Below are 16,648 nucleotides of genomic sequence, written 5' to 3' on the forward strand. Positions count from 1 at the left end.
TGCAAGAATCAATCACGCGAATGTCCGACTGGACGCCTCCGCGCCTAGGCCGTTCGGCGGATGCGCTCGATCAGCCCGTTGAGCGCCTCGATGGAGCCGAAGTGGATGGCCAGCTCGCCGCTCTCCTCCACCTTGCCGCCGCGCTTGCTGCGCTTCTTGATGCGGACCTCGACTTCGGCGGTCAGCAGGTCGGCCAGTTCCTCTTCCACGCGCTGCAGGTCGCGCGATTTCTCGCCATCGTTGCTGCGGCGAGACGGCGTGAGGGTGAACTCGGCCGCCAGCCTTTTCACCAGCGCCTCGGCTTCGCGCACCGACATCTTCTTGGCCGCAATCTGGTTGGCGGCGGTGATCTGCGTGCCGCGGTCGAGCGAGAGCAGCGCGCGGGCATGGCCCATGTCGATGTCGCCCGCCATCAGCATCTGCTGCGCCGGCTCGGCCAGGTTCAGCAGGCGCAGCAGGTTGCTGGCCGCGCTGCGCGACCGGCCCACGGCCTGTGCGGCAGCTTCGTGAGTGAGCCCAAACTCTGAGACCAGGCGTTGCAGGCCTTGGGCTTCTTCGAGCGGATTGAGGTCTTCGCGCTGGATGTTCTCGATCAGCGACATGGCCGCCGCGGCCTCGTTGGGCACATCGCGCACCAGCACCGGCACGCGGTCCAGGCCCGCGAGCCGGGCAGCGCGGAAGCGGCGCTCGCCCGCGATGATTTCGTACTCGGCGTTCTTGGCGGCGGCCGATTCGGCATCGAGCCGGCGCACCAGGATCGGCTGCATGATGCCCTGCGCCTTGATGCTCTCGGCCAGTTCGTACAGAGCGCCTTCGTCCATGCGGGTGCGCGGCTGGTAGACACCCGCCACCATCTCGTCGAGCATCAGCGTGTTCGGATTCTGCGCGGCCGCGCCCTCGTCGGCGCCGGTGGGGTCGGCGGACGGCGCGGCCGTCGGGCCGAGCAGCGCTTCGAGGCCGCGTCCCAGGCCCTTGGGTTTCTTGGTCGCCATCAGTGCGTGTCTTTCGAGATTTCGTTCAGTAGTTGCCGGCCCTGGGGCCAGTCGCCCAGGCCGGATTCGGCATTCAGGTGGCCGCCCGCACCGGCGTCGACGAAGCGCGCGCCCCAGCCGACGGCCATCTGGCACGAGCGCGCGGCCTCGCAGTAGGGATCGTCGTTGGCGGCGATCAGCACCGAGGGAAAGGGCAGCGGCTGGCGCACGATGGGCGCCCAGCCCGGAATCAGCTGGCGCAGGTCGTCGCGTTCGACGTCGCCGGGCGCCACCAGCAGTGCGCCCCGCACCTTGTGCGTGTTGCGCGAATGCGCGGCCCAGGCCGCAACAAGGATGCATCCCAGGCTGTGCGCCGCAAAAACCACGGGCCCGGGCGCCGCCAGCACCTCCTCCTCGAGCCGCGCGGACCAGTCGCCGCGCAGCGGCCGCATCCAGTCGTGCTGTTCGACGCGGTGGTCGCCATGGACCGACTCCCAGCGGGTCTGCCAATGGCCGGGGCCGCTGTTCTGCCAGCCCGGCAGCAGGAAGACACGGGACGCTGCCATCAGAAGCTTTTCTCGCCCGAATCGGGGCCACCCGCCGGCGACAGCACGTCCTCGGGAACGGCCAGGTTGGGCGGTGCGACCGGCCCGACCGGGGCAATGGGAGGCGCAACGGCTCCGGATGCAAAGGCGCTGGCGGGCGGCATTTTCTCGACCAGCTCCTTGGCAAAGGCAACGAAGGCCTGGCTGCCGCGCGCGGCCGGATCGAACACCACGCCCGGCAAGCCATAGCTGGGTGCCTCGGCCAGCCGCACGTTGCGCGGAATCACGGTATCGAACACCTTGTCGCCGAAGTGGGCCTTGAGCTGTTCGCTCACCTGCTGCTGCAGCGTGATGCGCGGATCGAACATCACGCGCAGCAGGCCAATGATCTGCAGGTTCTTGTTGAGGTTGGCGTGCACCTGCTTGATGGTATTGACCAGGTCCGTGAGCCCCTCGAGCGCGAAGTACTCGCACTGCATGGGCACGATCACGCCATGGGCGGCGCACAGGCCGTTGAGCGTCAGCAGGCTCAGGCTCGGCGGGCAGTCGATCAGCACGAAATCGTACTCGGCGCCCACCGTCGCGAGCGCGGTGCGCAGGCGTTTTTCGCGGCGGTCGAGCGCCACCATCTCGACCTCGGCGCCGGCCAGCTCGCGGTTGGCGCCCAGCACGTCGTAGCCGCAGCCGCCTTCCACCAGCTTGTCGGCCTTGACGCGCGCCTCGGCCACGGAAGCCGACTCAAGCAGCACGTCGTACACCGTGAGCTCCAGCTGGCGCTTGTCGATGCCCGAACCCATGGTTGCATTGCCCTGGGGATCGAGGTCGATCATCAGCACCCGCTGGCCCACCTTGGCCAGCCCGGCGGCCAGGTTGACGGTGGTGGTGGTCTTGCCGACGCCGCCCTTTTGGTTGGCAATGCAGAAAATCTTGGCCATATGAGAATCAGCGGGAAATGGCGAGCTTGATGCCGAAGGCGATCAGGAAGACGCCCGCGAGCTTTTCGAGCCTGCCCGAAATGCGCGGATTGGCGCGGATGCGCTCGGCCAGAAAGTGCGTGAGCAGCGTCGAAGTGAGGCCGTAGAGGAAGGTCAGCGCAGCAATCGTCAGCGCCATGGCGCCAAAAGTGACCACGCCCTGGTGGCGCGCCGGGTCGACGAACAGCGGGAAGAAAGCCATGTAGAACACGATGGCCTTGGGGTTCAGCAAGGTGATGGCCAGGGCCTGGCGCATGAAGTGGCTGGGGCGAATGTTCAGGATGGGTGCCGCGCCGGGCTTGGCCAGCAGCATCTTGGCGCCCAGCCATGCGAGGTAGACGGCGCCCAGCCACTGCACCGCCTTGAACGCGGCCGGATAGGCCGCCAGCACAGCCGCCACGCCCGCCACCGCCGCCCACATCAGGAACTGGTCGCCGACGATCACGCCCAGCGTGGCCGCCAGGCCGCCACGGATCCCGCCTTTGCTGGTCGAGGTGATCAACGCGAGGTTGCCCGGACCGGGAATCAGGAGAAAGAGGACGATGGCGGCGACGAATGCGCCGTAGTCAGCAATGCCGAACATGGGATTTGCCTCGAGAAGGAGAGCCAGGGGGAGGCGTCGAGTCTAAGCGAGGCCGGCCCGGCGAGGATCGTTCGGCACCGGCTTTCACCGGTGCGGCGGCCTCTTTTTTGGCGATTCAGGCCGCTTCCTGGCGCGCCCAGACGATGCAGCGCTCGGCGTCCAGGCCAGGAACGGTCAATTGTTCCACGTGAAACACTGCGATACCTTGGGGCAAGGCAGCGAGTTCATCGGTGGGTACCTTGCCCTTCATGGCCAGCCAGACGCCGCCCGGCGCGAGCAGGTGCCTGGACCCGTTGAAGAAATCAGGCAGCGAGGCAAAGGCCCTGGAGCTGATGACTTCATAGCTGCCCGTCAGCGATTCGACGCGCGCGTGCAGGCCGCGCAGATTGGGCAATCCGAGTTCGGCTGCCACCTGTTGGACGAAGGCCGCCTTCTTGGCCACGGCATCGAGGCAGCTCACCTCGAGCTCCGGCCGCATGACGGCAATCACCACGCCCGGCAGGCCGCCCCCGGAACCGACGTCGAGCAACTTGCCCTTCCCTGCCCATTCACGCTGCAACGGCGCCACGGCCGCCAGGCTGTCGAGCAGATGGTGCGTCAGCACGCTGGCCGGGTCGCGCAGCGCCGTGAGGTTGTAGACCTTGTTCCACTTGAGCATCAGCGTGCCGTAGGCCAGCAGCTGTTCCGCCTGCGCATCGCTCAAGGCCGTGCCCAGGGCCGCCGCGCCCTGGCGCAGCGTGTCGATGGGCGCGCTCATTGGGCGGGCTGCGATTCAGCAGCCGCTTCCGAGTCTGCATCGCGGTTGAATGCCTTGTGGCCGCCTTTGCGCAAATGGATCATCAGCAGGGAAATGGCGGCCGGCGTGACACCCGAAATGCGCGATGCCAAGCCCAGGGTTTCAGGCCGGTGCTTGTCGAGTTTCTGCCGAACCTCAAAGCTCAGCGCCTTGACCTGGCTGTAGTCGAAGTCGGCCGGCAGGCGCAGGTTCTCGAAATGCGCGGCGCGCTCCACTTCGTCGTGCTGGCGCTCGATATAACCCGAGTACTTGGCCGAGATTTCGATCTGCTCGATCTCGGTTTCAGTGAGTGCAGCCCCTGCGCTGTACTTTCCGCCGTCCAGCGACATCAGCGTCTGGTAGTTCACATCGGGCCGGCGCAGCAGGTCGGCCAGGTTGTATTCATGCTCGATGGCCTTGCCGAGCACGCGCTCGGATTCGGACGCCGGCAGGTTGCGCGGGTTCACCCAGATCGACTTGAGTCGTTCTGTTTCACGTGAAACAGTGTCGCGCTTGCGGCTGAAAGCATCCCAGCGCGCGTCGTCCACCAGGCCCAGCTTGCGCCCTGCTTCCGTCAGGCGCATGTCGGCGTTGTCCTCGCGCAGCTGCAGCCGGAATTCGGCACGGCTGGTAAACATCCGATACGGCTCGGTCACACCCTTGGTGATCAGATCGTCCACCAGCACGCCCAGGTAGGCCTCGTCACGGCGCGGCAGCCACGCCTCTTCTTCGCGGCATTGGAGCGCGGCATTGATGCCGGCAAACAGCCCCTGGGCCGCTGCCTCTTCGTAGCCGGTGGTGCCGTTGATCTGCCCGGCAAAGAACAGGCCCTTGATCGAGCGCGTCTCGAAACTGCTCTTGAGCTCGCGCGGATCGAAATAGTCGTACTCGATGGCGTAACCGGGTCGCAGGATGTGGGCGTTTTCAAGCCCGGGCATCGAGCGCACGAGCTGGTACTGGATGTCGAACGGCAGGCTGGTCGAGATGCCGTTGGGGTAGTACTCGTTGGTCGTCAGGCCTTCGGGCTCGAGAAAGATCTGGTGGCTTTCCTTGTCGGCAAAGCGGTTGATCTTGTCTTCCACGCTCGGGCAGTAGCGCGGACCGACGCCGTCGATCTTGCCCGTGAACATCGGGCTGCGGTCGAAGCCCGAACGGATGATGTCGTGCGTGCGCGCATTGGTATGGGTGATCCAGCACGGCATCTGCTGCGGATGCATGTCGACCCGGCCCATGAAGCTGAACACGGGCATCGGCCCTGCCCCGCCCGGCATGCCGTCGCCGGGCTGCTCGGTGCACTTCGAGAAGTCGATGCTCCGGCCGTCCAGGCGCGGTGGTGTGCCGGTCTTCAGGCGGCCCTGCGGTAGCTTGAGTTCCTTGAGCCGCGCCGACAGGCTGACCGCCGGCGGATCGCCCGCGCGTCCGGCTTGGTAGTTGTCCAGGCCCACATGGATGCGGCCATCGAGAAAAGTCCCGGCGGTGAGCACCACGGTGCGCGCACGAAAGGCAATGCCCACCTGCGTGACGGCGCCGACCACGCGGTCGCCCTCCACCATCAGGTCATCGACGGCTTGCTGGAACAGGCTCAGGTTCGGCTGGTTCTCGAGGCGGCGGCGAATCGCGGCCTTGTACAGCACGCGGTCGGCCTGCGCGCGGGTGGCGCGCACCGCCGGCCCCTTGCTCGAATTGAGAATACGGAACTGGATGCCCGCCTCGTCGGTCGCAATGGCCATCGCGCCGCCCAGCGCATCCACCTCTTTCACGAGGTGGCCCTTGCCGATGCCGCCGATCGATGGGTTGCAGCTCATCTGCCCCAGCGTCTCGATGTTGTGGGAGAGCAGCAACGTCTTGGCGCCCATGCGTGCGGCGGCAAGCGCGGCTTCGGTGCCGGCATGGCCACCGCCGACGACTACACAATCGAATTCTTCGGGGTACAGCATTTGAAAGAGGGGGCGCACTACTGACGCGTGCGCTGCGCAAAGGGGGCACCAATTTTAATCGGGGGTGCCGCTTTGCGTCCGAAATGCGGGCAATATGGTTAATCGCGCCTGAATCACCCCGGACCCAGCCGATCCCTCTTGTATCCTGGATAGTTTGCTATTATTTTAATAGCAACAATGCGGCGTTCAGACGCGCCGCCGGCGCGAGCGGTGCTCTGGAAGCTGCCAGTGGCTCTGGGTCACGAGCAGCACACGCACCACGCGATGGGCCGGGCTTTGCAGCAGCAGTCCGAGCGGACGGGCCCGCGGCCAGACAGGTGCCGGATGCTGCATCAGTCGATCACCTTTTTCACTGCGCCGATCCCCAGTGCCGCCAGGACCACGAACACCACCGCCAGGACCAGGAACAACCCGAACAGCAACTTTGCGATGCCGGCTGCGCCTGCCGCAATGCCGCCGAAGCCCAGCACCCCGGCCACCAGCGAGATCAAGGCAAAAATAATCGCGTACTTCAACATCTGAAAACTCCTTGCGGCGAGCCTCGCCCACCGTGCGGGGGAGCTTAGGAACCGGCCGCAGCCGCCCCGATAGTCGCCCCGCGCGAGCGGCCGTAGGACAAACGCCCAGCGGGCAAACCCGCTAGCATCCCCGTTGGTCCATGGATCGATTCCCGCTATCCATATTCCCAATATTGGAGATTTCTTCGCATGAAGCTGTATTACTCGCCCGGTGCCTGCTCCCTCTCGCCCCATATCGCGCTGCACGAGGCAGGCCTTGCCTTCGAGCCCGTGCTGGCCAGCACCAAGACCCACAAGCTGCAGGACGGCACTGACTACTACGGCATCAACCCGCTGGGCTACGTGCCCATGCTCGAACTCGACGACGGCACGCGCCTGCGCGAAGGCCCGGCCATCGTGCAGTACATCGCCGACCTGGCCCCGACGAAGAACCTCGCACCGGCCGCCGGCACGCTGCAGCGCTACCGCCTGCAGGAGTGGCTAACCTTCATCGGCACCGAGATGCACAAGGGCTACAGCCCGCTGTTCAACCCGAACATGCCCGAAGAAGCCAAGGCGATCTTCAAGGACAAGCTCAAATCGCGCTATGGATGGCTCGACGGGCAGCTTGCCGACAAGTCCTATCTGATGGGCGACCAGTTCAGCGTGGCCGACGGCTACCTGTTCACCGTCACCAACTGGGCCAAGTCCACCGGCGTCGACATCTCGGGCTTCGCCAATCTCCAGGCCTGGCATGCGCGCGTGGCTGCTCGTCCCGCTGTTCAAGAGGCGATGAAGGCCGAAGGCCTGCTGAAGTAAGAAGAAGTCGGCAGAAGCTCGCAAGAGTCGCAAAGCGGCCCGTCCACCCGCAGGAAAACCCCGGGCTGCTCTCAGCCACAAGCCGGCAAGGGCGAGGCGTGCGCGTGGGGGCAGAACTGCTCGCATTTGCAGCGGCCTGAACGCCTAGCAGCAATCGGACAACCGTGCGACAGCAGGTTTGGCCGCCCAGGTTTAGCCTCGCGTCCTCCGTCCCACTCTTTGACGTTCCGCCATGCCCTCCCTTTTCGATCCCGTACAAGCCGGTGACCTGCAGCTCGCCAACCGCGTCGTGATGGCACCGCTCACGCGCAACCGCTCGCCCAACGCGATTCCCCAGGACATTGCCGCCACCTACTATGCGCAGCGCGCCAGCGCCGGCTTGCTCATCACCGAAGCCACTGCCATCAGCCACCAGGGCCAGGGCTATGCCGACGTGCCGGGCCTCTACGGCACCGAGCAGCTCGACGCCTGGAAGCGCGTGACCGATGCGGTGCATGCCAAGGGCGGCAAGATCGTGGTGCAGCTCTGGCATGTGGGCCGCGTGTCGCACAGCGAACTGCAGCCCGGCGGCGGCAAGCCTGTCGCGCCTTCGGCCATCACCGCCAGGACCAAGACCGTGCTCATCAAGGAGGGCGTGCCGACCTTCGTCGAAACCTCCGAGCCGCGCGCGCTCGACGCCGAAGAACTGCCCGGCATCGTCCACGCCTATGCGGCCGCCGCGCGCAACGCGGTGGAAACCGCCGGCTTCGACGGCGTGGAACTCCACGGCGCCAACGGCTACCTGCTCGACCAGTTCCTCAAGGACGGCAGCAACAAGCGCACCGACGACTACGGCGGCAGCATCGAGAACCGCGCCCGACTGCTGCTCGAAGCCACGCGCGCCGTGGTCGACGCGGTCGGCGGCGGCAGGACCGGCATCCGCCTGTCGCCCGTGACGCCGGCCAACGACGTGCACGATTCCGATCCGCAGCCGCTCTTCACCTACGTGGTGAAGCAGCTCGCCCCGCTCGGCCTAGCCTACATCCACATCATCGAAGGCGCCACCGGCGGTCCGCGCGAGATCGAGGACCGTCCCTTCGACTACGAGGCGCTCAAGGCCGCCTACCGCCAGGCCGGCGGCAAGGGCGCATGGATGGTCAACAACGGCTACGACAAGCCGCTCGCGGACCAGGCCGTCAAGGAAGGCGACGACCTTGTCGCCTTCGGCAAGCCCTTCATCGCCAACCCCGACCTGGTGCGCCGCCTGCGCGAGAACGCGCCGCTCAACACCGTGGACAAGGCCACCATGTACGGCGGCGGGGTCAAGGGCTACACGGACTATCCGACGCTGGACTGAGTCCCTCGCGGCCGCGGCGGGGCCCTGGCAAGATGCGGCGGCGGATCCAACCGCCGCAGGAGAAAAATGCATGGCCCGCATCGAACAGCGACTCGCAACGCTCGGCCTCGTGCTGCCGCCGCCGGTCACGCCGCCGCCCGGCGTGGTGCTGCCCTTCGCCTTCGTGCGCATTGCCGGGCGCCGCGCCATCGTCTCGGGGCACGGTCCGCTGAATGCCGACGGCACCATTGCCGCCCCGCTCGGCAAGCTGGGCCGCGAGCTGACGGTCGAGCAAGGCTATGCGGCGGCGCGGCTCACCGCACTGGCCATGCTCGGCAGCCTGCAGCGCGCACTCGGCGACCTCGACCGCATCACCGCCTGGACGCGCGTGTTCGGCATGGTGGCCTCGGCACCGGGCTTCGACAAACAGCCCGCCGTCATCAACGGCTTCTCGGATCTCGTGCTCGAGCTCTTCGGCCCGTCGATCGGTGCGCACGCGCGCAGTGCCGTCGGCATGGCGGAGCTCCCGTTCAACATCCCCGTAGAGATCGAAGGCGAAGTGGAGTTCGAGTCGCGCACTCGCATCTCCCCGCGCAAGCCGGCGAAGGCCTGAACGCCGCGCCACCTCAGGCAGCGCGCGCCGCGCCCGTACCACCCGCATCGGCGACAGTGCCCGCGCGGAGCTCCGCGAAGGTAATGCTCACCCGCAGCCCCGTGGGCTCGGCCGCATCGAGCCGCAGATCGGCGCCCAGCAGCTCCGAATAGCGCGCCACGATCGACAGGCCCAGGCCCGAGCCCTGCCCCAGCTTCTGGCCCGCCGGGCCCTGCGCCCAGCGCTGCATCAGGTCGCGCTGCGCTTCCAGCGGAATGCCGGGGCCGTCGTCGATCACGCTCAGGGTGCGGCCCGCCAGCTCGACGGTGATGGTGCGTCCGCCGTAGCGCAGCGCGTTGTCGATCAGGTTGTCGAGAATGCCCTCGACCAATGCTTCGTTCGCAAGCACCGTCACGCGCTCGTCGAGGCCGCGCGCACCCAGGTCGACGCCGTGCGCATCGGCGCGCGCGAGGTGCCGCAGCACCGTCTGCTCAGCCAATATGTCGAGACGCACCGGCTCGCGCGCAAGGCCGGTGCGCGCCTCGTCCGCGAGCGCGAGCGCCAGCAGCTGGTCGATGAGATGGCTCGCGCGGGCCTGGCGCTCGGCCACGCGCGCGAGCTGCTCGCGCCACACGGTGGAGTCGTGCTGCGCAAGCCCGTATTCGGCCAGTGCGCGAATGCCCGCCAGCGGCGTGCGCAGCTCATGCGCCACGTTGCCCGCGAACTCGCGCTGCGCACGCACGCTGTGGTTCAGGCGGTCGAACAGCGCATTGACCGCATTGCCCAGGCGCTGCACCTCGCGCGAGGTGCGCACCACCGCGACCGGAGAGAGGTCGTGCACATCGCGGCGGTCCAGCGCCTGCTGGAGTTCGCCGAGCGGGCGCAGGTCGCTGCGAATGCCATGCCAGAGCCATACCGCGAGCAGTATCAGCAGCAGCACCTGCGGCGCCAGCGCATAGCCGAGCAGCCGCTGCACCAGCGCCGCGCGGCTCAGCGTGGTCTGCGCAATCACCACCCGGTAGGGCATCAGCCGGTCAGGCTCGGTGACAGGCTCGAGCACCACCGCGCGCAGGACCTTGCCTTCGTAATTCACGTCCGAAAAGCGATAGTGCGCGCCAGCCGCCGGCAGCGGTGCTTTCAGGCCCGCCTGGCCCGAGATCAGCGTGCCGTCGAGCCGCTGCACCGCAAAGTAGATCTTGTCGACCTGGTCGAACAGCACCGTGGCCACTTCGCGCGGCGTGAGCAGCAGCTCGATGCCGCGCTCGCCCGCCTGCACGTTGGCCGACAGCGCATAGGCGTCGTCGAGCATGGCGCGGTCGAAGGCCTGCTCGGAAAAATAATTTGCGATGACCAGCGCGATCACCGCGCCCACCATCCACGTGAGCGCCAGCGGCACCAGCACGTTGCGCAGCACGCGCCGCGTGAGCGAAGGCGCTGCCTTCGATGGCGCGGGCGCGGCCGGATGCGTACGGCTCACACTTCGGCTTCGAGCAGGTAGCCGATGCCGCGCAGCGTGCGGATGCCCGCGCCCGAGCCGGCCAGCTTCTTGCGCAGCCGGGAGATGAAGGCCTCCAGCGCGTTGTCGCCCAGCGATTCGTCGAAGCTGGAGAGCTTGTCGGACAGGGCCCGCTTGCTCACCGTGCGGCCCGGCGGGCTCATCAGCTCCCACAGCACCTCGAACTCGCGCGCCGGCAGGTCGAGCGGCCCGCTTGCGGTGGAAAAGCGGCGTGCCTTGCGGTCCAGCTTGAGCTGGCCCAGCAGCACGATGTCTTCGGTGCCCTTGGCCCGCCGCACCAGCGCGCGCAGCCGCGCCTCGACCTCGGCCAGATCGAAGGGCTTGCCCAGGTAGTCGTCGGCACCGGCATCGAGGCCCGCGATGCGCTCCTCGGTGCGGCCGCGCGCCGTCAGCACCAGCACCGGCGTGCGGTCGCCGCGCGCACGCGCCTGGCGCAGGACGTTGAGGCCGCTCGCCAGGCCGCTGGTGGGACTGGCCGTAGCCGGCAGGTTCAGGTCGAGCAGCACCGCATCGAAAGGCTGCACGCGCCAGAGGTGGTCGGCGTCCTCGATGTTGGTCGACACGTCGACCCGATGGCCGGCATCCGCAAGGCTGCGCAGCATCACGTCGCGCAGCACGGCATCGTCTTCGACAAGCAGGATTCGCATGGTGTGTATGGTGGTTTGAAGTGCCTATTCTTGCGCGAAGGAGGGTCAGCGGCCGGTCAGCACACCCCGGCGATAAACGCGCCATGAGCATACGACAGCAACCTGCGGCACGGGTCTCTTTCCAGGCCGCAGCGACAACGCGATGAGCGCCCGCGATCCCTCCGATCTCCTGAGCGTGGTGCACCCCGCGGTGCGGCGCACGGCCATCGTGCTGCTGCATGGTTTATGCAGCACACCTGACGAGCTCCTGACCGTGCAATCGTCCCTGCGCGCGAGCGGCTACCCAGTGCATCCGATGCGTGTCGATGGCTACTCCTTCGATGCCGCCGCACCGGTGCAGCAGGCCCTGCCGTACGAACGCTGGATCGACGCCATCGAGGCACGGGTGAAGGCGCTGCGCACGCAGCACGAGCGCGTGATGCTGGTGGGCATCTCGGCCGGTGCTTCTCTGGCGCTCGGCGCGGCCATCCGCTGCGGCAGCGGCGTCGATGCGCTGGTGCTGATGTCGACCACGCTGCGCTTCGACGGCTGGGCCGTGCCGCGCACCCAGGTGCTGCTGCCGCTGGCCTTTTACACGCCGCTCGGGCGGTTCTGGCAATACCGCGAACGCCCGCCCTACGGCGTGAAGAACGAGCGCGTGCGCGCCTGGATCGAGCGCGAGCTGCGCCACCGCAAGGTGTCGAGCGCCGGCAGCGCGGTGATCGGCGTGGGCCACCTGCGCGAGCACGACCGGCTGATCCGTCACGTGAGGCGCAACCTGCACCGCGTGCAATGCGGCAGCGTCCTCGCGCTGCATGCACGCGAGGACGAGGTGGCCAGCCTCGCCAATCTCGACATCCTCGCGCGCGGGCTTCGCTGCGGGACGTTCCGCAGCGTGGTGCTCGCCAACAGCTACCACATGATCACGATCGACAACGACCGCCACCAGGTGGTGCGCGAAACCTCCGCCTTCGCCGATGCCGTGGCCCATGGCACGCCCGAAGCCATCGGCGCCCTGCCCGCACGCTCCTTTGCCGCCTGAAAGAAAGCACGCCATGCCCTCTTCTTCTTTTTCCTCTTCTTCGCCCGTCTTCAACAGCATCGCAGCCATCCTGGTGAACCAGTTCGACGTGGCACGCGACGACATCGCGCCCGGAGCCGCCTTGTCCGAGCTCGGTCTCGATTCGCTTTCGCTGATGGAGTTCGTGTTCGCGGTGGAAGACGCCTTCCATCTTCGCCTGCCCGAAGACCGGCTCGATCCGCGCGAGGCCGGCATCACGCTCGGCCGCCTGTGCGAGGCGATCGAGGCCGAGATCGACTGCAAGCTCGATTCGCCGATGGCCGTGCAGGCGTGAGCGGCGCGCGCGTTCACGTCACGGGCATCGGCTTCATCACACCGCTGGGCTGCACCGCCGAGTCGTTCGACGACGCACTGTTCAACGGACGTTCCGCAGTCCGCGCGCGAACGCTCGAGATCGAAGGCCTCGATCCGGCCGAACTGGCCGTGGCCGCCTGCGATTTCGATGCGGCCGCCGTGCGCAGCAGTTCGCGCCTGCCACTCGATCGGGGCACCGCCATGGCAGTCGCGGCCGCGCGCGATGCCGCCGCGCAGGCCGGGCTCCGGTCCGGCAGCGTCGACCCCGAACGCCTTGGCATCTTCTGGGGCAGCGGCCTGGCCGGCGCCGGCAGCTTCGACGACACCACGCGCGCGCTCTACGGCGAGCGACGCCGCATGCGGCCCACGACAGTGCTCACCGTGATGCCCAACGCCGCGGTGGCGGAACTCGCACTGCAGTTCGGCGCACAGGGCGCGGCGATTGCGTATGCCTGTGCCTGTGCGTCGTCGGCCGTGGCCATCGGCGAGGCGATGCGCGCCATCCGGGGCGGCTGGATCGACACGGCCATCGTCGGCGGGCACGAGGCCATGCTCACGCCGGGCGTGATGGCCAGCTGGCATGCGATGCGCGTGACGGCGCCGCCGCCGCCCGGTGCACCCGGCAGCGCCTGCCGCCCGTTCTCCGGCGACCGCGCAGGCTTCGCACTCGGCGAAGGCGCGGCTGCGCTGGTGCTTGAATCGGATGCCGGCGCGCGAAGCGCCGTCCGTGCCTCTTCGCTCTTTCTGGCGGGCTATGCCACCAACTGCGACGCCACGCACATCACCAATCCCGATCCCGCCGGCCAGGTGCGCGCCATGCGCGCGGCACTGCGCGATGCGGGCATCGAGGCCGCGCAGGTCGGCCACATCAATGCACACGGCACCGCCACCACCGCGGGCGATGCGGCCGAGGCAGCGTCCATCCGCGAAGTATTCGGCCGTGCCACGCCCGTGAGCGCCACCAAGGCCATCCACGGCCATGTGCTGGGCGGCGGCGGCGCGATCGAACTGGTGGCGGCGCTGCGAACGCTGGCGCAAGGGGTGCTTCCGCCGACGGCCAACCTTCGGGTGCCCGACGCAGCCTTCGACGTCGACTTCGTGCTCGGCGAGGCGCGCGAAGCCCGCGACCTGCGCTACGTGCTCTCCAATTCGTTCGCGTTCGGCGGCACCAACGCCGTGCTGGTCGCGGGCCGCGCCATGGACCGCTGAGGAGCGCAACGACGGACTGGGTATGCTGACGCTTTCGTCGCCGCATCCGCAGAAAATCCGTCATCCATGCGCAGGCTCGCCACCCCCCAGGACCTCGAAGCGGTCTTCTCCATCTACATGCACGAGAGCGTGGTCCCGTTCCTGGGCTACGACCCCATGCCGCTCGATGAATTCCGCGCCATCTACAAGGAGCTGGTCGACAGCCGCAGCTTCTATGTCTATGAAGCCGATGGCCGCGTCGCAGGCTTCTACCGCGCGACGCGCTACCCGGGCCGTGCGCGGCACGTGGCCTGTTTCGGCACGCTCGCGGTCGATCCGTCGCTGCACGGCAAGGGCGTTGCGCAGGCCATGGTGAGCGATGCCATCGCCAGGCTCAAGGCCGAGGGGGTCAAGCGCATCGAGCTCTACGCCGAGAGCGACAACGCGCCGGGGCTGCGCTTCTACGAGAAGCTGGGCTTCGAGTACGAAGGCACCCTGCGCAAGTTCTACAAGCGCGCCGGCCAGGCCGACTACATCGACGACCACCTGCTGGCGCTGCTGATCGACTGAGATCGACGGGGAGGGCTCAAGGCTTCCAGCGCCGCAGCAGCAGCGCATTGGCCATCACGCTGACGCTCGACAGCGCCATCGCCGCACCCGCCACCACCGGGCTCAGCAGCCCGAAGGCGGCCAGCGGAATGCCGGCCACGTTGTAGGCAAAGGCCCAGAACAGGTTCTGCCGGATCTTGGCCACCGTGCGCGCCGAGAGCTCGAGCGCTTCGGCCACGAGCGACAGGTCGCCGCGCATCAGCGTGATGCCCGCCGCTTCCATCGCCACGTCGGTGCCGCCACCCGCAGGCGCCATGGCAATGCCCACGTCGGCCGCGGCCAGCGCGGGCGCATCGTTGGCACCGTCGCCGATCATCGCGACCACCTGGCCGTTCTTCTTCAAGGCGCTGACCTGCGCTGCCTTGTCGGCGGGCAGCACCTCGGCGCGCACGTCCTCGGCCGCAATGCCGAGCCGCGCCGCCATGGCCTGCGCGGCGCGCAGGTTGTCGCCCGAGATCATCACCACGCGCAGGCCGCGTGCATGCAACGTGCGGATGGCTTGCGCGGCCTCGGGCTTGGGCTCGTCGGCAAAGGCCAGCAGCGCCTGCACCCGGGCAGCACCCGCCGCGTCGAAACGCAGCAATGCGGATACGGTGGCACCCTGCCCGTGCAGATGCTCGAGCTGCGCGGCGTCGATCACGGCGCCGAGCTCCGCGCACCAGCGCAGGCTGGCAATGGCCCAGGGTTCGCCATTCACCAGACCGCGCACGCCGCGGCCAGGCATCGCCTGCATCGCATTCAGTGGCGGTGCCTGCACGCCGCGCTGTGCGGCAGCAGCCATCACGGCACGCGCCAGCGGATGCTCGCTGCCGCCTTGCAGGCTGGCGGCGGTTGCGAGCAATGCGGCTTCATCGCTGCCGCCCGCCACCGGCACCAGCGCCGTGAGCACCGGCCGGCCCAGCGTCAGCGTGCCGGTCTTGTCGAAGGCCACGGTGCCGACGCGGTGCGCAAGCTCCAGCGCCCGCGCGTCCTTGATGAGGATGCCGCGGCGCGCCGCCACACCGGTGCCGGCCATCACGGCAACCGGCGTCGCCAGGCCCAGCGCACAGGGACAGGCAATGACCAGCACGGCCACCGCATGGATCATGGCAGCCTCGATGCCGGCGCCCGCAAGCAGCCAGCCTGCCAGCGTGGCCAGCGCAATCGCCAGCACCACCGGCACGAACACGGCCGCGACCTGGTCCACCAGCCGCTGGATCGGCGCCTTGGCCGCCTGCGCGTCCTCGACCAGGCGGATGATGCGCGCCAGCACGCTCTCGGCACCCACCGCGCGCACCTCGACGACCATGCGGCCGTCGCCATTGACCGCGCCGCCCGTCAGTGCGTCGCCAGGTCCCTTCGGCACCGGCAGCGGCTCGCCCGTGAGCATCGATTCATCGACCTCGGACTGCCCCTCGATCACGCGCGCATCGGCGGGCACGCGTTCGCCCGGACGCACCGCGAGCCGGTCGCCCACCATCACCTCGGCCAGCGGCACGTCGCTTTCGCCGCGCGGGCCGACTAGATGCGCGGTTTCGGGCCGCAGCTGCTGCAGCGCGCGGATCGCCGAAGTGGCCTGCCGCTTGGCGCGCGCCTCCAGCCACTTGCCGAGCAGTACCAGCGTGATCACCACCGCCGAGGCTTCGAAATACAGATGCGGCACGCCGCCGTGCCCCGCATGCACGCCCGTGGCCGCGCGCCACCAGAGCCAGAGCGACAGGCCGAATGCCGCACTGGTGCCGAGCGCCACCAGCAGATCCATGTTGCCGGTGCCCGCCTTTGCGGCATGCCAGCCTGCGCGATAGAAGCGCGCCCCGAGCCAGAACTGCACCGGCGCCGCCAGCAGCAGCTGCAGCCAGGGCGGCAGCATCCAGTCCTGCCCGAAGGGTTGGCCGAGCATCGGGGCGAGCAGCGGTATCGACAGCAGCAGTCCGATGGCCACGGGCGCGAAGCCATGCCAGGGCGACAGCGCAGCCGCCTCGTCGGCCGCGCTGCCGGCCGCGCGCGGCTCGTAGCCGGCGGCACGCACGGCGCGGCGCAGGCGGGCATCCAGGTCCTCGCCGCCGGCGGCGGTCACGCGCGCCGATTCGGTGGCGAGGTTCACGCTGACCTCCTGCACGCCCGGCACGTTCCTGAGCGCGCGTTCGACGCGCATCACGCAAGAGGCGCAGGTCATGCCGCCGACGGAAAGATCCAGGGTGCTCATCGGGTCGCTCAAGTTGTGCAGCAGATTGTCCATGCCCCGAGGCTAAAGTCTCACATCATGGCAAGGTCAAGCCGGGGTACGCAGTGTCCCTGCGCTGGACATTGACATCATGAGAAGGTTCAAACTGGCGGTTCGTTCACT

General features: G+C 68.2%; 17 protein-coding genes. 7 read left to right on the plus strand and 10 right to left on the minus strand.

The features are described 5' to 3' along the window. Window positions 1-44: 44 nt before the first annotated feature. From IB278_RS18700 to IB278_RS18730, 7 genes are all read right to left on the minus strand, one after another. A complete protein-coding gene (locus tag IB278_RS18700; protein ID WP_145738856.1) occupies window positions 45-992 on the minus strand; it encodes a ParB/RepB/Spo0J family partition protein in 948 nt (315 codons plus the stop codon). Next, on the minus strand, window positions 992-1,537 hold the full coding sequence (locus IB278_RS18705) for an RBBP9/YdeN family alpha/beta hydrolase (RefSeq protein WP_192324784.1): 546 nt from the start codon (window positions 1,535-1,537) through the stop codon (window positions 992-994). Before IB278_RS18705 ends, IB278_RS18700 begins: the two co-directional genes overlap by 1 nt. Further along, the gene (locus IB278_RS18710; RefSeq protein ID WP_012745213.1) at window positions 1,537-2,451 is read right to left on the minus strand and encodes a ParA family protein; all 915 of its coding nucleotides are present in this window, start codon (window positions 2,449-2,451) and stop codon (window positions 1,537-1,539) included. Before IB278_RS18710 ends, IB278_RS18705 begins: the two co-directional genes overlap by 1 nt. A 7-nt stretch (window positions 2,452-2,458) precedes the next feature. Continuing rightward, complete coding sequence (locus IB278_RS18715; RefSeq protein WP_145738859.1) at window positions 2,459-3,073, minus strand: LysE family transporter; 615 nt, start codon at window positions 3,071-3,073, stop codon at window positions 2,459-2,461. Between the two features lie 115 nt (window positions 3,074-3,188). After that, entirely contained in the window at window positions 3,189-3,830 is a 642-nt protein-coding gene (gene rsmG, locus IB278_RS18720) for a 16S rRNA (guanine(527)-N(7))-methyltransferase RsmG (RefSeq protein ID WP_145738861.1), read from the minus strand. After that, window positions 3,827-5,785, minus strand: coding sequence for a tRNA uridine-5-carboxymethylaminomethyl(34) synthesis enzyme MnmG (gene mnmG, locus IB278_RS18725; RefSeq protein WP_145738863.1), 1,959 nt, complete (start codon window positions 5,783-5,785; stop codon window positions 3,827-3,829). Before mnmG ends, rsmG begins: the two co-directional genes overlap by 4 nt. A gap of 332 nt (window positions 5,786-6,117) precedes the next feature. Beyond that, entirely contained in the window at window positions 6,118-6,303 is a 186-nt protein-coding gene (locus IB278_RS18730; RefSeq protein WP_145738865.1) for a DUF1328 family protein, read from the minus strand. A gap of 189 nt (window positions 6,304-6,492) precedes the next feature. Between IB278_RS18730 and gstA the strand changes: the two genes are divergently transcribed. The 3 genes from gstA (at window position 6,493) to IB278_RS18745 (ending at window position 9,029) form a co-directional block, all read left to right on the plus strand. Further along, window positions 6,493-7,101: a glutathione transferase GstA gene (gene gstA, locus IB278_RS18735; RefSeq protein ID WP_145738867.1), complete on the plus strand. Its 609-nt coding sequence runs from the start codon at window positions 6,493-6,495 to the stop codon at window positions 7,099-7,101. A gap of 232 nt (window positions 7,102-7,333) precedes the next feature. Next, window positions 7,334-8,437, plus strand: coding sequence for an alkene reductase (locus IB278_RS18740; protein ID WP_145738869.1), 1,104 nt, complete (start codon window positions 7,334-7,336; stop codon window positions 8,435-8,437). A 70-nt stretch (window positions 8,438-8,507) separates the two neighbouring features. Further along, window positions 8,508-9,029, plus strand: a complete 522-nt coding sequence (locus IB278_RS18745) for a RidA family protein (RefSeq protein ID WP_145738871.1) — start codon at window positions 8,508-8,510, stop codon at window positions 9,027-9,029. 13 nt (window positions 9,030-9,042) lie between these two features. Here the strand turns inward: IB278_RS18745 and IB278_RS18750 are convergent, their stop codons facing one another. Together IB278_RS18750 and IB278_RS18755 are read right to left on the minus strand one after the other, a co-directional pair. Continuing rightward, complete coding sequence (locus IB278_RS18750) at window positions 9,043-10,485, minus strand: sensor histidine kinase (RefSeq protein ID WP_192324786.1); 1,443 nt, start codon at window positions 10,483-10,485, stop codon at window positions 9,043-9,045. Further along, on the minus strand, window positions 10,482-11,171 hold the full coding sequence (locus IB278_RS18755; protein ID WP_145738875.1) for a response regulator transcription factor: 690 nt from the start codon (window positions 11,169-11,171) through the stop codon (window positions 10,482-10,484). Before IB278_RS18755 ends, IB278_RS18750 begins: the two co-directional genes overlap by 4 nt. A gap of 142 nt (window positions 11,172-11,313) precedes the next feature. On the opposite strand from IB278_RS18755, the gene IB278_RS18760 reads away from it, so the two are divergent. From IB278_RS18760 to IB278_RS18775, 4 genes are all read left to right on the plus strand, one after another. Further along, on the plus strand, window positions 11,314-12,192 hold the full coding sequence (locus IB278_RS18760) for an alpha/beta hydrolase (RefSeq protein WP_192324788.1): 879 nt from the start codon (window positions 11,314-11,316) through the stop codon (window positions 12,190-12,192). A gap of 13 nt (window positions 12,193-12,205) precedes the next feature. Further along, window positions 12,206-12,505 (plus strand): acyl carrier protein, encoded by a 300-nt coding sequence (locus IB278_RS18765; RefSeq protein WP_145738880.1) that lies wholly within the window; start codon window positions 12,206-12,208, stop codon window positions 12,503-12,505. Then, a complete protein-coding gene (locus IB278_RS18770) occupies window positions 12,502-13,734 on the plus strand; it encodes a beta-ketoacyl-[acyl-carrier-protein] synthase family protein (RefSeq protein ID WP_192324790.1) in 1,233 nt (410 codons plus the stop codon). Before IB278_RS18765 ends, IB278_RS18770 begins: the two co-directional genes overlap by 4 nt. 66 nt (window positions 13,735-13,800) lie before the next feature. Continuing rightward, window positions 13,801-14,283 (plus strand): GNAT family N-acetyltransferase, encoded by a 483-nt coding sequence (locus IB278_RS18775; RefSeq protein ID WP_192324792.1) that lies wholly within the window; start codon window positions 13,801-13,803, stop codon window positions 14,281-14,283. 16 nt (window positions 14,284-14,299) lie between these two features. On the opposite strand, the gene IB278_RS18780 is transcribed toward IB278_RS18775, so the two are convergent. Further along, window positions 14,300-16,540 (minus strand): heavy metal translocating P-type ATPase, encoded by a 2,241-nt coding sequence (locus IB278_RS18780; protein ID WP_192324794.1) that lies wholly within the window; start codon window positions 16,538-16,540, stop codon window positions 14,300-14,302. Window positions 16,541-16,648: the final 108 nt, after the last annotated feature.

Source organism: Variovorax sp. VRV01, from assembly GCF_014852545.1.
Classification (GTDB): domain Bacteria; phylum Pseudomonadota; class Gammaproteobacteria; order Burkholderiales; family Burkholderiaceae_C; genus Variovorax; species Variovorax beijingensis_A.

Coding starts and splice junctions, on each gene's coding strand:
- IB278_RS18700 (WP_145738856.1), bottom strand. CDS start 992: ATGGCGACCAAGAAACCCAAGGGCCTGGGACGCGGCCTCGAAGCGCTG.
- IB278_RS18705 (WP_192324784.1), bottom strand. CDS start 1,537: ATGGCAGCGTCCCGTGTCTTCCTGCTGCCGGGCTGGCAGAACAGCGGC.
- IB278_RS18710 (WP_012745213.1), bottom strand. CDS start 2,451: ATGGCCAAGATTTTCTGCATTGCCAACCAAAAGGGCGGCGTCGGCAAG.
- IB278_RS18715 (WP_145738859.1), bottom strand. CDS start 3,073: ATGTTCGGCATTGCTGACTACGGCGCATTCGTCGCCGCCATCGTCCTC.
- rsmG (WP_145738861.1), bottom strand. CDS start 3,830: ATGAGCGCGCCCATCGACACGCTGCGCCAGGGCGCGGCGGCCCTGGGC.
- mnmG (WP_145738863.1), bottom strand. CDS start 5,785: ATGCTGTACCCCGAAGAATTCGATTGTGTAGTCGTCGGCGGTGGCCAT.
- IB278_RS18730 (WP_145738865.1), bottom strand. CDS start 6,303: ATGTTGAAGTACGCGATTATTTTTGCCTTGATCTCGCTGGTGGCCGGG.
- gstA (WP_145738867.1), top strand. CDS start 6,493: ATGAAGCTGTATTACTCGCCCGGTGCCTGCTCCCTCTCGCCCCATATC.
- IB278_RS18740 (WP_145738869.1), top strand. CDS start 7,334: ATGCCCTCCCTTTTCGATCCCGTACAAGCCGGTGACCTGCAGCTCGCC.
- IB278_RS18745 (WP_145738871.1), top strand. CDS start 8,508: ATGGCCCGCATCGAACAGCGACTCGCAACGCTCGGCCTCGTGCTGCCG.
- IB278_RS18755 (WP_145738875.1), bottom strand. CDS start 11,171: ATGCGAATCCTGCTTGTCGAAGACGATGCCGTGCTGCGCGACGTGATG.
- IB278_RS18760 (WP_192324788.1), top strand. CDS start 11,314: ATGAGCGCCCGCGATCCCTCCGATCTCCTGAGCGTGGTGCACCCCGCG.
- IB278_RS18765 (WP_145738880.1), top strand. CDS start 12,206: ATGCCCTCTTCTTCTTTTTCCTCTTCTTCGCCCGTCTTCAACAGCATC.
- IB278_RS18775 (WP_192324792.1), top strand. CDS start 13,801: ATGCGCAGGCTCGCCACCCCCCAGGACCTCGAAGCGGTCTTCTCCATC.
- IB278_RS18780 (WP_192324794.1), bottom strand. CDS start 16,540: ATGGACAATCTGCTGCACAACTTGAGCGACCCGATGAGCACCCTGGAT.